The organism is Pseudomonas sp. ASL9 (assembly GCF_056680335.1).
This window is the reverse complement of record NZ_CM155277.1, coordinates 662,987-676,226: the sequence shown is the minus strand read 5'-3', so window position 1 is coordinate 676,226 and position 13,240 is coordinate 662,987. Positions and strand designations below refer to the sequence as shown.

The window sequence follows — 13,240 nt, the reverse complement described above, 5'->3', positions numbered from 1 at the left end:
GCTTACCAGTAATACCGCAATGACTTACCCCAGGTCGTGTCAGCGAATCCGGTCTTCAGTTGGCGGAACCAGTCTTTGCGCACCTCTGGGGTGACGTCGTTGCCGCCGCAGCTGTTGTAGCCCGCAGGGGCATAGCAATTGATGGCGCGGAATAAAGCATAAGCCCGGTCTTTATGCGGGGCCTTTGCATTACCGATGACCTGTTGATAGCCGTTCAGTCTCGAAAAAACGTCACCCATGAACGCTGACGCTGTGCCGCCGAGGTTGCCGACGTTGGGTCGTTGTTCCAGAGGCATGCCGTCGAGACCGTTGCGCAGAATGAATTCCCCCAGACAGTTCAAGCCTTGTGGGTTTTTGCCATCACTCTGCAAGTTTTCGGCGATGTCGGCGATGCCTGGGCAGGCGTAGCCGGACTCGGCCTTGTCACCGTTCCACCGGAACATATTCAGCGCCTGGCCGTTGGTATAGACATAGCCGAGGCTGCTGCCTAATTTTTCCTCCGACGGCTTACCCGGTAACCGCTTCAAGTCGTTGGCAAACGTTTGGTACTGGCTGCGCAGCAGGTCTTTGTAGAGCAGAACGAACAACGCCGTATCGCGCTCGGTGGCCTCCAGCCCTTGGGTGATTTGCTGACGCAGCAACGGCGCATCCGCCAACTGCCGCAGCAGTATGTAGCGTATTTGCGCGGTCTTGATCGGCGAGTCGACAGCGAAAACCTTGGCCAACTGCTGACTGCGCTCGTAGTTCATGGCCAGCGCCAGTTCCAGTTGTTCACGTTGCAACGGTTGTTTTGCCAACGGTAGCAGTTGCAGCCAAAGGGCTTCGGCGCCTTTCCAGTCTTGCCGGGCTTCGAGCGCCAGGCCGCGCAGGGTTTGCTGGCTAAAGGCGAGGTAATCGAGGGTTGATGGGAGATCGCTCGGCAGCAGTTTCAAGGCGCTGTCCGGGTTCTTGTCAACGTAGAGCGCAAACACCGCTTGCAGGTAGTCATACAGCGCCGGTTGCTGGGCGAAAACGGCTTTTTGCGCCTGTAAGCCGGCCAGGGTCAGCTTCTGTCTGGACTGATCGCGCATCTGCATCAAGTCATGGATCGCCAACAGCAACGGCGTCTGAACCGCTTCGGCGCTGCCGGTCAGTAACTTGGTGTCGACTTCGTTGACTAATCCATCCAGGGAAACGTTACGTTGCGTTTCTTGGGTCTGGGTCAATTGAAAGATGTAGTCCTCGGCGAGTTTGCCCGCGTCTCCGTCCAGCCAGTGTACGCGCCGCAACAGACCTCTGGCCGACACGGCGTAATCACCTGTCGGATAGGTGCTCAGGTAGCTCTGGAACGCGTTTTGGGCTTGTTGCAGGCTCGCCTTGTCCACCTGTTCGAGGGTCAGCACACCGTATTCGTCGAACGCATTTTGCTGGGCGGTATTCAGCGCAGTGCGGGCAGTCATATAGAGCGTGGTTTCCTTCAGCCAAGGCTGCGGGCTGTCAGCCAGCGTGGCAAATGCCTTTCCGGCATCGGCGAAACGGCCGCTGTAGAAATCCCCGGCAGCTTGCAGGTAAGTGGCGAAGGCCTTGCCCTGTACCGACTGAATATCAGTTGGCAGCAGACTGGCTTGCTGGGCGCTTTCCCAACTGCACGCGGCGAGCATTTGCATCCGGCTGCGAGCCAATGCCTGACGCTCGGTTGCGGACAGCTCGGTGCTGCTCAGCAGTTGACTGATAAAGGCCATGGCGCTGTCGTCGGAATTGCTCCGACACCGGCTGCCTTCGCCGGACAGGAAGGCGTCACCTGCGGTCGCTACGCCCTCACGCGTGATCCCCAGTTGCTCCAGTACCTTGCCCAAGGCAGCAGTGCTGGATGTGCCGGGTTCGTTGGTGACGTCCCCGGACGCCGCCGGGTTGAGGCGATACACCGGGAACGGTACGGGGCCATAACCCTCGGACAGATCGTCATTGCCCAGTGCAGTGGGCGTCAGCGGCAACACACCTTTATCGGCCAGCAGCAGGTGCAGGTTCACCCGGCTGTCGTTACCAGGGTTGAGAAAGGCCAGGTTGTTGCACACATCCGGCGTGCTCTTGAACAACGACCAGCTCGGATAACAAGCACCATCAGAGCTGGCCTGGGCCTGCGCGCACACGGCGGCGCCAACCACGAATGCCGTGGAAATCAGTAAGCGGGTACGCATGAATTGTCCTTAATTCTGGGAACGCATGAAAATCGAGGGAGCGAGCGCTGGTGATGATACAGCGAGCGCCACGAGACATTTCGCGGCGCGAGCAAAAAAAGGAAAACTCAAACCAGAAAAGATATGTAATAATATAACAAATGATTTCGAGTTTCTGTCCAGTGAAAGCTCCTCGCGCACCCTCTATTGCCAGTTCAGTGCTGGCCCAATCTGCCTGGAAACGGGTGCTGCTGTCACTCGCGATGCTGTTGTTGCTGTGGCTGGCTGTCGTATGGGCGGTGGCCATTCCATGAGTGCTGCCATCGCTCTTGACAATCTCACCGTCGCTTACGAACGACGCCCTGCGGTGCACCACATCAGTGGTCGCTTCGAGGCGGGTAGCCTGACGGCCATCGTTGGCCCTAACGGTGCGGGCAAATCGACGTTAATCAAAACCATTGCCGGCACGATGAAGCCTGCCGCCGGCCGGGTCGATCTCGGCAAGCTGGCGACACGGACGCTGGGTTATCTGCCCCAGGCTGCCGAGATCGACCGCAGTTTTCCGTTAAGTGTCGCGGACATCGTGGCGATGGGCGCCTGGCGCAGCATTGGCTCTTTTCGCGGGCTGACTCGCGATCAGGGCAAGCAGACGCAAGAGGCGCTGGCGGCGGTCGGCCTTGAAGGTTTCGGCGGACGCAGCATCGGTTCGCTGTCGTCAGGGCAGTTTCAGCGCGTGCTGTTTGCCCGTTTGTTGCTACAGGATGCGGCGGTGATTCTGCTGGATGAACCGTTCACCGCCATCGATGCGCGCACGACCCGGGATCTGCTGGAACTGGTGCGGGTCTGGCACGGACAAGGCCGCACGGTGATCGCGGTGCTGCACGATCTTGAGCAGGTCCGTCAACACTTCCCACAGACGCTGTTGATGGCTCGCGAGACGATTGCCTGGGGCGATACCGCTGACGTGTTGAGCATCGAAAACTTGCGTCGGGCGCGGAATATGGCCGAGTTCTGGAGCGCGGATGCCGAGTTGTGCGCAGCCGATATACAAGGGGACAAACCATGATGCTGTATGCCAATCTCGTCCAACCTTTTGTCGAGTTCGGCTTCATGCGCCGGGCCTTGGTGGCTTGCCTGGCGCTGGGTATCGGCTCGGGTCCGGTGGGCGTGTTATTGATGCTCCGACGTATGAGCCTGGTCGGCGATGCCATGAGCCACGCGGTGCTGCCGGGGGCGGCGGTTGGCTTTCTGTTCGCGGGCCTGTCGCTGCCGGCGATGGGCTTCGGCGGGCTGATCGCGGGGCTGGCGGTGGCATTGCTATCGGGGCTGGTCAGCCGACTCACAGCGTTGCGCGAAGACGCAAGCTTTGCCAGCTTTTACCTGACGTCCCTGGCGGCGGGTGTACTGATCGTGTCGTTGCACGGTTCAAACGTGGACCTGCTGCATGTGCTGTTCGGCACCATCCTCGCCATCGACGCCAGCGCCATTTACATGGTGAGCGGGATCGCCTCGTTTACCTTGATCTTGCTGGCACTGATTTATCGACCGCTGGTGCTGGAATGTTTCGACCCTGGTTTCCTTCGGGCAGTGGGCGGACGCGGCTCGCTTTATCACGTGCTGTTTCTGTTGCTGGTCGTGCTTAACCTGGTCGCAGGTTTTCAGGCCCTGGGCACACTGATGGCCGTCGGGATGATGATGCTGCCCGCCACCGCGGCACGTTTTTGGGCGACATCCCTGGGCGCACTCATGTTGATCTCGGCCCTTGTGGCAACGCTCTCCGGCCTGATCGGGTTGATCGTGTCCTATCACTTAGGCGTTGCCTCCGGTCCCACCATCGTCCTGACCGCCAGCGCCTTCTATGTGTTTTCGCTGTTGTTTGGACGTACCGGAATTGTGCGTCGACTGTTTCCAAAACCCCATCTGGCCCATTGAAAGCCCACTCAAGGAATGTCATGAAACGAGCAATGTTGTTAGGTGCAATGGCGGCTTTCTCGCTGTCCATGTTTGCCACACTGGCCCAAGCCAAGCCTTTGGAAGCCGTGGCCTCTTTCACGATCATCGCTGACATGGTGCACACCGTTGGCGGCGACCGGGTTCATGTCACCTCGCTGATTGGGCCCAACGGCGATCCTCATGTTTACGAGCCTACTCCGGCTGACGCTCAGGCCCTGAAAAAGGCTGACGTGGCGTTCGTCAGCGGCCTGCATCTGGAAGGCTGGCTTGATCGCTTGATCAAGGCGTCTGGTTATCAAGGCCAGCCGGTGGTTCTGTCCAATGGCATCAAGACCCGCAGCATGGAAGAGGACGGCAAGCGCATCACTGATCCGCATGCCTGGAACAGTGCAGCCAACGGCGTTATTTACGTACGCAACATCATCGCCGCGCTGGAAAAAGCCGATCCGGAGGGCGCACCTGTTTATCAGGCCAACGGCGAGCGTTATATCGCTGAGTTACAACAACTCGACAGCTATGCCCGTGCGCAAGTCCAGGCGATCCCCGCTGCGCAGCGCAAAGTCCTCACGTCCCATGATGCCTTCGGTTACTTCGGCGATGCGTATGGCGTGACCTTTCTGTCACCTCTGGGATTCTCCACCGAAGCTGAAGCATCGGCCGCCGACGTATCCACATTGATCCGTCAAATCAAGCGCGAACAGGTCAGCGCCTACTTCTTCGAAAACTCCGGCGACCCACGGCTGGTCAAGCAAATCGCGGCAGCCAGTGGCGCGCAGCCAGGTGGCGAACTCTACGTCGAAGCCCTATCTCCCGCAGACGGCCCGGCTGCGACCTACGCCAAAATGTTCCGCTACAACGTCGATAAACTAACAGCAGCGATGCAAGGTAAGGTCGCCACGTCTGGTCAGTAATTTCAGAGCTGCTAGTCAGGTTAGGGTGGGGGCACTTCATATTTACCGGCAGATACAACACGAGATTCCGCGCCGTACTCGACGCCGCGCTGTCGCGCAGCAAATTGTAGGAGCGCGCTTGCCCGCGATCGGCTGCGAAGCAGTCGCAAATGGGTTGGCGCCGATGTCGCAGGAAGGCCCTTCGGTCCTTATCGCGGGCAAGCGCGCTCCTACAAATAATCAATTAATTTCAGTTAGTTACGTGTTGTTTGATGGGAGCGAATTCATTCGCGAAGACGGTTTATCTGACACACCACCGACCACGACATGCAAATCGCACCCCAGTTTGCTGCACGACAGCGCGGCGTCGAAGAGAGGGCGAGGACTGCCCTCGCTCCGGCGTTGCTCCGGGGGGCGTCACGTGTTCGGCTGTTGCTGCCGAATCGGCAACGTTACCCGAAACGTAGTCCCCACCCCGACCTCGCTGTTGACGGTAATGTCACCCCCATGTTTTTTCACGATCCCGTAGGAAAGGGACAGGCCAAGCCCTGTTCCTTGACCGACGGGCTTGGTGGTGAAGAAAGGGTCGAAAATTTTCTGCATGGTGTCGAGGGTTATCCCCGAACCGGTGTCGGCCACTTCGAGCCAGATGTGCTCTGCCTCAACCCCGCTGCGAAGGGTGATTTTGCCGCGCTGGGGGCCGATGGCCTGGGCGGCATTGACCACCAGGTTCATGATGACCTGATTGATCTGCGAGGGCAGGCATTGGATATCGGGCAGGTCGGCGTATTCCTTGATGACGTCGGCCTTGTATTTGAGTTCGTTGGCGACGATGTTCAGGGTCGATTCGATGCCCTGTTGCAGGTTGGCCCATTGCCATTCCTGATTCGAGTCGACGCGGGAGAAGTCTTTGAGGTCTTTGACGATTTTACCGACGCGGCTGATGCCTTCCTTGGACTCTTTGATCAGCAGCGGAATATCTTCGCTCAGAAAGTCCAGCTCGACGCGCTCGCGCATGTTTTTCAAGTGATCGAGAATCTCGGCCGAGGCGATGCCCTCTTCTGAATGCTGGTAGGCGTCAAGCATGTCCTGCAACTTGATGAAGTAACCTTCAAGGGTCCCGAGGTTGGACGAGATAAAACCGATGGGGTTGTTGATTTCGTGAGCAACCCCGGCGGCCAGTTGTCCCAGGGAGGCCAGCTTTTCGGATTGTACCAGCTGACTTTCCAGCTGTTTGCGTTCGTCAATTTCGCGTTGTAGGGCTTCGCTCGCCTGTTTGAACTGAAGGGTCCGCTGCTCGACCAAATGCTCAAGATTGCTCATTTGCACCGACGCGCGCGCGGTCATGTCCCATTTGGCGGTGAGGGTGTTGGCTAGCTGAAGGACTTCGATGTTGTCGAAAGGTTTTTTCAGAATCAACAATCGATCATGGCCATGCAGCCGTTCCAGCAATTCCTCCCAGGAGTAATCGGAGTAAGCGGTGCAGACCACTATTTGCAGGCACGGGTCTTGCTCCCACAGATGCTCGATAGTTTCTGCACCATCCCAGCCCTGGGGCATGCGCATGTCAACAAACGCCAGTGCATAGGGGCGATTGACCTTGAGTGATTGGCACACCATGGCCAGACCTTCCTGACCCTGGTACGCCGAGTCGAGCTCGAATGGCTGGATCTCGGTCTTGGCCGCTGTTCCAAACAGCGCCGCCTCCATCAGGTCCAAGTCAGGGTTTTCGTCGATGGGCGGCTGCAGGATTTTGCGAAAGTCGTCATGAATGGCGGGGGTATCGTCTATGAGCAGGATGCGTCGGTTCAATAAAGTGTTCATTGGTCTCCCGTCGCGATCTTCAGAGGTAATTCAAGGGTGAAAGTAGCACCTTTACCCGGTCCGTCGCTGTGGGCAGTCAATTGTCCATTCATCTCGATCGCGGCCAGGGCGCAACTGTGCAAGCCAAAGCCGTGGCCATCTTTGCGGGTGGTGAAGCCGTGGGCAAATATTCGTGTCATGTTTTCTGGCAGGATCCCTTCACCTTCGTCCTGGACACTGATCCGCAAGATGGAGTCGTCGATGAACTTTATGCTCAGGGTCATTTTCCGGTCGCGGCCGTCCATGTTGGACATTGCGTATTTGGCGTTGCTGATCAGGTTGATCAAAATCAACAACAGTCGATGTTTGTCTGCAATGATTTCAGGAACATTGTTGAAATCCTTGACGACCGTGACGTGGTGGCGGGTCAATGCGCCGGAATTCATGCGCAGGGCATCTTCAAGCAAGTCGTTGATGCTCAGGGGTTCAGCCAGGCTGGAGGCTCCTGCATAGGACTGCTGGGTGGTGACTATATCCTTGATGTGGTCAACGCTTTTGGTCAGTTGCGCCAGTTCGTCGGCCATGCTCTCTTGTTCCGTGTTCAAGGCTTTGACCAGTTGGCTCAGGTAGCCCGGCAATAGTTTTCCTTTCTCGTCATGGGTGATGTAGTCACCCAGATCTTGCTCATGTTCACTCATCAATTGCATCGCTTTAGTGAGCCCCTGAGCCTTGCTGGTACGCAGTTTCCGAGTAACAAGATCAGCGGAGATGTTCACGCTGTTCAGCACATTGCCGACGTTGTGCAACACATTGGTGGCAATTTCGGCCATCCCTGCCAGGCGCGCGGTAGCGAACAACTCGCTTTGGGTGTCCTTCAGTTCCTGGGTGCGCTCTTCTACGCGTTGTTCCAGGCCTTCATTGGCGGCATGCAGGGCTTTGTTGACGTTGTTGATTTCGGCATAACTACGCAGCAAACGAATAGCCAGGTACAACAGCAGGACGACCATCAATGCCGAGAAAATCAGCAGGTACAGGTGGTACTGCTGACTGATGTTGACGGCTTGCTCCTGGTTGTTATTGAGAACGTTATTGATGTCATCCAGTCGAGCAGCCACGGGAACGACGCTTATGTGCTCCAGCAAATCGTTGACTACAGGTTGCTCGCGCAGAATTAGATCCACATGGCTGAGCAGAATTTCCAGGGGAAGATGGAGTGGCTGCGGCAAACGATCTTTGTCCACGTTCAGCCGGTTCAGGCCAACCTGGATGTCGGCTGCTTTGTCGTCAAAGGTGACTTGGGAGAACTCCAGGCTGCTGAGCAGCAGGTCATAGATGTCCATCGAGGTGTTCTGCAGCAGTGGAGCACTGTCTTTGAGTTGGTTCAGCTCATTCTGAATATCGTCTTCAGCTGTGGGCAGGAAGGCCAGGGAATTGCGCAGTACGGCGTTATGAGACTTGAACTGCTCAACCAGCTCCGTCTTCTCTTTGATTGCGCTTAAATACGCATCTCGACTGCCTTGCCAGAGGTCTACGGTGTGGCGTTCATGGCCAGACTCGATCAGGTCGAACCGTTTCCAGAGCGCGGTCATCGTCGTCAGCGGATCGACAAGCGGGTCGTAATTTTGACTGACAGTAATTCTGGCTTTGAGGATTTCTGTTTCCCATTGCGCATCCAGTTGCTTGATCTGACGAATCAGGTCCCGTGACTCGATGTAGTTCCACGTGTTATCGGTGGTGGACTTGATGTACAGGAACACCAGAATCGAGGCGAGTATCAGGGTCATTGTGCTCAAGAACAGCGAGGTAAGTCGACGGGACAGCTTCATAGGGGCTTGCCTCCGAACTCACCTGTCAACGTCTTGAGAAACTTGATGATCAGGATTTTGTCTTGCTCTGAAGGAACACGTCCCAGTTGATATTTGAACATTACGTCGACGGCCTCATCGAGCGTCTTGGCCGACCCGTCATGAAAGTACGGGGCCGTGAGGGCGATGTTGCGCAGGCTTGGCACTTTGAAAACGTTGCGGTCCTCTTCATTACTGGTCACCCGATAACGCCCCAGGTCCGCCTCGGTCGGATTACCCCGCGCCTTGAAGTAGTCGCCCATTACACCGAATTTCTGGTACATGTTGCCGCCAATGTTGACCCCTTGATGGCAGGCGATGCACCCATATTGCTTAAAGCGCTGATAACCGTATTTTTCGTCAAGGGTCAAGATGTCGGTATTGCCCTTGAGGTAGAGGTCGAAGCGCGAGTTGGGCGTCAACAGGGTGCGCTCGTAGGTCGCCAGGGCATTCTGGGCATTGGCTGCCGTGACACCATCGGGGTAGGCGTTGGTGAACGCCGCGTGGTAGCCAGGATCGTTGGACAGGGTGTCGATAACGGCCTTCCATGTGTTACCTAACTCGAGGGGGCTTCGGACGACCGCTTCGACCTGTGCCTCCAGTGAATCGGCCCGACCATCCCAGAACTGCTTGAAGTTGAGGCTCGCGTTGAACACGGTCGGAGTGTTGACCCCGACCATGGCACCCGTAACGCCAATGGAAAAAGGCTTGTCGTCTGCCCCGCCTTTTTCCAGGTGATGGCAACTGGCGCAAGACACGCTGTTATTGGCTGACAGGCGCGTATCGTTGAATAGCTGACGACCCAGCTCGACCTGTAAAGGGTTGTGTATCACGACATCAGGCAAAGGTTTTAGTGGTTCGTCCAGTGGTGCTGCACCGGCGTGTGCGCAGATGCCAAGCAGCAGCGCAAAAGAGACAGCCAATCCATGTAACGGCATCGATGATTCCTTGATGGTACCTATCCTTGTAGGCATAGCTCTTTGATTACATAGACCCTGATGGCATTGATCCCGGGCACTGAATTCAGTCCGAAATACGTCCGCGGGCAAGCCCTGCCTGATTTATTCCTGTTGTACCGTTTCCACTATCCCCCCACTCAATATTTTGGCGAATGCGTTGGGTCCTACCGCTCGACTGAAGAGATAGCCTTGGCCTTCTTCGCAGTGGTGGGCCCTGAGGAAGTCAAGCTGCTCCAGGGTTTCGATACCTTCGGCGATGATGTTCAACTTGAGGCTTTTCCCCAGACTGATGATGGCGCTGACCAATGCTGCATCATTGCTGTCGGTAGTCAGGTCCCGGACAAATGACTGATCGATTTTTAACACATCGATGGGGAAGCGGCGCAGATAGCTCAGACTGGAGTAGCCGGTCCCGAAGTCATCGATGGCCAACCGAATGCCCATTTCCTTGATCGCTTGCAGGATCTGAATAGTCGACTCGGCGTTTTGCATGAGAACGCCTTCGGTGATTTCCAGCTCCAGCAGTTCAGGGTTCATTCCGGTTTCTTCAACTATGGTGCGAATACCGTCGAGAAAACCTTTCTGGCGAAACTCAGTGGCGGAAATATTCACTGACATGCGAATCGGTGGCAGGCCGGCTGCTTGCCATGCGCAGGTCTGGCGACAGGCCTCGCGCAATACCCATTTGCTCAGTGGGACGATCAGGCCGCAGTCTTCAGCAATAGGAATGAACTCCGACGGAAAAAGCCAACCTTGTCCCGGCCTGAGCCAGCGGATCAGCGCCTCGGCGCCGACTATTTTTCCGGTATCCAGGTTCAACTTAGGTTGGTAGTGCAGGACAAACTCTTTGCGCTCCAACGCCAGTCGAATGCCTGACTCGATGGATTGTTGCTCGCGGGCACGCTGATTCATGGCATCGGCAAAAAAACAGAAGTCGTCCGGTCCGATGTCCTTGATGTTGCGCATGGCGGTTTCGGCTTTTTTGATCAAGGCAGTCGCATCTTCCCCATCATCCGGGAAGATGCTGATGCCCAGGTTAGCGGTGACGCTCAGGTCATGCCCTGCGATAGGGTGTGAAGCCTTGAGGGCGGTCAACAGTTTTTCTGCAATGCTTTTGGTTTGTTGGGGGTGATGGACATCAGCCAGCACCAGCACAAATTCATCCGCGCCATAGCGAAACACCGAGTCGGACTGGCGTACGGTCTGCACCAGGCTGCGGGCGATGAGTTTGAGCATTTCATCGCCGGTTGGATGGCCCAGGGCGCTATTGATGCGCTCAAATCGATTCAGGCCAATAAACATCACGGCCAATTGCAGGGTGTGGCGGCGGGACAGGGCAATGGCTTGAGTCAAACGGTCACCCAGCAGCGAGCTGTTGGGCAGCCCCGTCAGTACGTCGTACTGGAGCAGATGAGAGACTTTCAGCAGTTCCTGAACGCGTTCGGCGACGGTTTGCTCGAGGTTGAGCATTTTTGCCGCAGCATCCTGAGTCATCTGCCATTTGACCGTCAGTGCACTGGCCATCTGGCGGATTTCCAGGCTGTCGAACGGCTTTTTCAAAATGAGCAGTTGATCGCCGAACTCGAGACGCTCGGTCATCGCTTCCCAGGAGTAGTCGGAGTAGGCGGTGCACAGCGCGATCTGCAATTGCGGGTCGGCTTGCCACAGATGTTCAATGGTCTTCAGGCCATCCCAGCCAGGTGGCATGCGCATGTCGATGAATGCCAGCGCATAGGGACGACCTTCTACCAGCGCTCGTTTGACGAGCTCCAGGGCTTCTTGCCCCTGATAGGCGGAATCGAGTTCGAAGGTTTTTCGTACGACCTGCACCGTGCCGAACAGCGCCTCTTCAGTCGAAGCCAGACGCTGTTCATTGTCCGGCTCCGGACAGAGAATTTTCCGAAAGTCCTGATGGATCGATGGCGTGTCGTCGATGATCAGAACACGACGATTTACCCGGTTGGCCGGGTTGGTCATGCAACAGTTTCCAGCAAATCTGCACGCGGATGAATAGTTCGCATACGGATACCCCTTCCTGAGCTTGCAACAACGGTGACGTATACATTGGATCCTGTTTCGGGGAGCATAGCCCTCGACGAGGTGTTCCGCCGGGAAATCGTAGCTAATGTGCCATCAGTTTGTTAAAAATGCTTCTGCCCTTGATAAAAAAAGCGAGGGAACAGGCTTTTTTTATCATCGAAAACCCGTAAGTGCCCTTCAAATCAGTGATGTCAGGTAACGCTATGGATGAGCAATCCGCTTCAGTTTCGGCTTATAAACCCTGCGTGCTGCTGGTTGATGATGAAGAGTTCATTCTCAACAGTTTGCGACGCCTGCTGCGCAGTCAGCCCTATGATTTATTTTTTGCCGAAAGCGGCGAGAAAGCCCTGGAGTTGATGGCTAGCCAGAGAATCGATCTGGTAATGACCGACGCCCGAATGCCGAATATGGATGGGGCCACCTTGCTGGCCGAGATTCATCAGCGCTACCCGGCCACCACGAGGATTCTGCTGACCGGCTATGCCGACCTGAACACGATCATCAAAGCGGTCAACGAGGGGAAAATTCATCGTTATATCAGTAAGCCCTGGAACGATGAGGAGCTACAGCTGACGTTGCGCCAGTCCCTGGACCACCAGCATTCAGAGCGCGAGCGACAACGCCTGGAACGGCTGACCCGTGAACAGAATGACGCTCTGCAGTCGCTTAATGCCACCTTGGAAAAGCGCGTTGCAGCGAGGATGTCCGAGCTGCAACAGACCGCCGACATGCTTGACCTTGCCTACGATGAACTCAAACACAGTTATGCCACCAGCACCGAAGTGTTCTCGCTGTTGGTCAATCAGCGGTTGCCCAAGGGCAAGCAGACTAACCGGCAGATCATCGATCTGGTTCGCACGTACTGCAAATGCCACCCCATGGACGAAGCGAGCAGCCGTGACCTGGCGATGGCGGCAGCGCTCTACAACATCGGGAAACTGAGCTGGAGCGACAGCATGATGGGCGCACCTGCCGATCTGTTGCACCATACGGACCGTGAGAGTTATCGCGGTTATCCGAAGCAGAGCGAGTCGCTCTTGATGACGTTGGAGCCCATGCAGGATGCGGCCCGGCTGATTCTTCACCATCAGGAACGTTGGGACGGCACGGGCTTCCCCGACCGCCTCAAAGGCGAGGCGATTCCATTTGGTTCACGCTTGCTGAAACTGGCCGTGGACTTTATCGAGTTGCAGCGGGGGTTAATCCTCGAACGGCAAATGAACAGTGATGAAGCACTGGTTTTTATCCGCAAATACGCTGGCCGGCTTTACGACCCCGAGCTGGTGGAGCGTTTCGTTCAGGTGTGCGCAGCGTACTTGAGCGATGTCACCCTGAACGATCCAACGGTCAAGGTGGTCAGTACCCGCGAACTGAAGGGGGATATGGTGCTGGCTCGCAACCTCAATGCCGACAATGGCATGCTGCTGCTCAATGCTGGCAAGGTACTCAACACCGCGCTGGTGGACAAGTTGATCGCCTTTGAAGCCATGGAAGGTGCGAAGTACAGTATTTTCGTCAAAATACCGGACGAGCTGTTTGGCGCCCCCCTTGTGAACGTGCCTGTGCCGGCCACTACGTGATACGTAGCGGCTGGC

At 56.4% G+C, this 13,240-nt stretch carries 10 protein-coding genes and 1 pseudogene; 5 read left to right on the top strand and 6 right to left on the bottom strand.

The window, feature by feature from the left end; translation table 11 throughout:
- Positions 1-2: 2 nt before the first annotated feature.
- Positions 3-2,177, bottom strand: coding sequence for a PA5441 family protein (locus AC1ME2_RS03045; RefSeq protein ID WP_480439238.1), 2,175 nt, complete (start codon positions 2,175-2,177; stop codon positions 3-5).
- 161 nt (positions 2,178-2,338) lie between these two features.
- On the opposite strand from AC1ME2_RS03045, the gene AC1ME2_RS03040 reads away from it, so the two are divergent.
- From AC1ME2_RS03040 to AC1ME2_RS03025, 4 genes are read left to right on the top strand one after another with little or no spacing between them, the layout of a single operon-like run.
- The gene (locus AC1ME2_RS03040) at positions 2,339-2,470 is read left to right on the top strand and encodes a hypothetical protein (RefSeq protein ID WP_480439237.1); all 132 of its coding nucleotides are present in this window, start codon (positions 2,339-2,341) and stop codon (positions 2,468-2,470) included.
- Complete coding sequence (aztA, locus tag AC1ME2_RS03035) at positions 2,467-3,222, top strand: zinc ABC transporter ATP-binding protein AztA (protein ID WP_480439235.1); 756 nt, start codon at positions 2,467-2,469, stop codon at positions 3,220-3,222. Before AC1ME2_RS03040 ends, aztA begins: the two co-directional genes overlap by 4 nt.
- Positions 3,219-4,088: a metal ABC transporter permease gene (locus tag AC1ME2_RS03030; protein WP_480439234.1), complete on the top strand. Its 870-nt coding sequence runs from the start codon at positions 3,219-3,221 to the stop codon at positions 4,086-4,088. The genes aztA and AC1ME2_RS03030 overlap by 4 nt, the downstream gene beginning before the upstream one ends.
- Before the next feature lie 20 nt (positions 4,089-4,108).
- Positions 4,109-5,020, top strand: coding sequence for a metal ABC transporter substrate-binding protein (locus tag AC1ME2_RS03025; protein WP_480439233.1), 912 nt, complete (start codon positions 4,109-4,111; stop codon positions 5,018-5,020).
- A gap of 396 nt (positions 5,021-5,416) precedes the next feature.
- On the opposite strand, the gene AC1ME2_RS03020 is transcribed toward AC1ME2_RS03025, so the two are convergent.
- From AC1ME2_RS03020 to AC1ME2_RS03000, 5 genes and pseudogenes are all read right to left on the bottom strand, one after another.
- Complete coding sequence (locus AC1ME2_RS03020) at positions 5,417-6,016, bottom strand: ATP-binding protein (protein ID WP_480441969.1); 600 nt, start codon at positions 6,014-6,016, stop codon at positions 5,417-5,419.
- A 126-nt stretch (positions 6,017-6,142) separates the two neighbouring features.
- Positions 6,143-6,229 (bottom strand): annotated as a pseudogene (locus AC1ME2_RS03015) (hypothetical protein); the annotation flags it as partial.
- Between the two features lie 590 nt (positions 6,230-6,819).
- Positions 6,820-8,628 (bottom strand): DAHL domain-containing protein, encoded by a 1,809-nt coding sequence (locus AC1ME2_RS03010; RefSeq protein WP_480439231.1) that lies wholly within the window; start codon positions 8,626-8,628, stop codon positions 6,820-6,822.
- Positions 8,625-9,584 carry a cytochrome-c peroxidase gene (locus AC1ME2_RS03005; RefSeq protein WP_480439230.1) on the bottom strand — a complete coding sequence of 320 codons (960 nt, stop codon included), beginning with the start codon at positions 9,582-9,584 and terminating at the stop codon, positions 8,625-8,627. The genes AC1ME2_RS03010 and AC1ME2_RS03005 overlap by 4 nt, the downstream gene beginning before the upstream one ends.
- A gap of 123 nt (positions 9,585-9,707) precedes the next feature.
- Positions 9,708-11,582 (bottom strand): putative bifunctional diguanylate cyclase/phosphodiesterase, encoded by a 1,875-nt coding sequence (locus tag AC1ME2_RS03000; protein ID WP_480439229.1) that lies wholly within the window; start codon positions 11,580-11,582, stop codon positions 9,708-9,710.
- A gap of 266 nt (positions 11,583-11,848) precedes the next feature.
- On the opposite strand from AC1ME2_RS03000, the gene nosR reads away from it, so the two are divergent.
- The gene (gene nosR / locus AC1ME2_RS02995) at positions 11,849-13,225 is read left to right on the top strand and encodes a response regulator c-di-GMP phosphodiesterase, NosR family (protein WP_480439227.1); all 1,377 of its coding nucleotides are present in this window, start codon (positions 11,849-11,851) and stop codon (positions 13,223-13,225) included.
- Positions 13,226-13,240 lie beyond the last annotated feature (15 nt).

Bases quoted from the DNA above. Each gene is read 5' to 3' on its own strand.
- AC1ME2_RS03010 (WP_480439231.1), bottom strand. From the start codon at position 8,628: ATGAAGCTGTCCCGTCGACTTACCTCGCTGTTCTTGAGCACAATGACC.
- AC1ME2_RS03030 (WP_480439234.1), top strand. From the start codon at position 3,219: ATGATGCTGTATGCCAATCTCGTCCAACCTTTTGTCGAGTTCGGCTTC.
- aztA (WP_480439235.1), top strand. From the start codon at position 2,467: ATGAGTGCTGCCATCGCTCTTGACAATCTCACCGTCGCTTACGAACGA.
- AC1ME2_RS03005 (WP_480439230.1), bottom strand. From the start codon at position 9,584: ATGCCGTTACATGGATTGGCTGTCTCTTTTGCGCTGCTGCTTGGCATC.
- AC1ME2_RS03025 (WP_480439233.1), top strand. From the start codon at position 4,109: ATGAAACGAGCAATGTTGTTAGGTGCAATGGCGGCTTTCTCGCTGTCC.
- nosR (WP_480439227.1), top strand. From the start codon at position 11,849: ATGGATGAGCAATCCGCTTCAGTTTCGGCTTATAAACCCTGCGTGCTG.
- AC1ME2_RS03020 (WP_480441969.1), bottom strand. From the start codon at position 6,016: ATGCGCGAGCGCGTCGAGCTGGACTTTCTGAGCGAAGATATTCCGCTG.
- AC1ME2_RS03045 (WP_480439238.1), bottom strand. From the start codon at position 2,177: ATGCGTACCCGCTTACTGATTTCCACGGCATTCGTGGTTGGCGCCGCC.
- AC1ME2_RS03000 (WP_480439229.1), bottom strand. From the start codon at position 11,582: ATGACCAACCCGGCCAACCGGGTAAATCGTCGTGTTCTGATCATCGAC.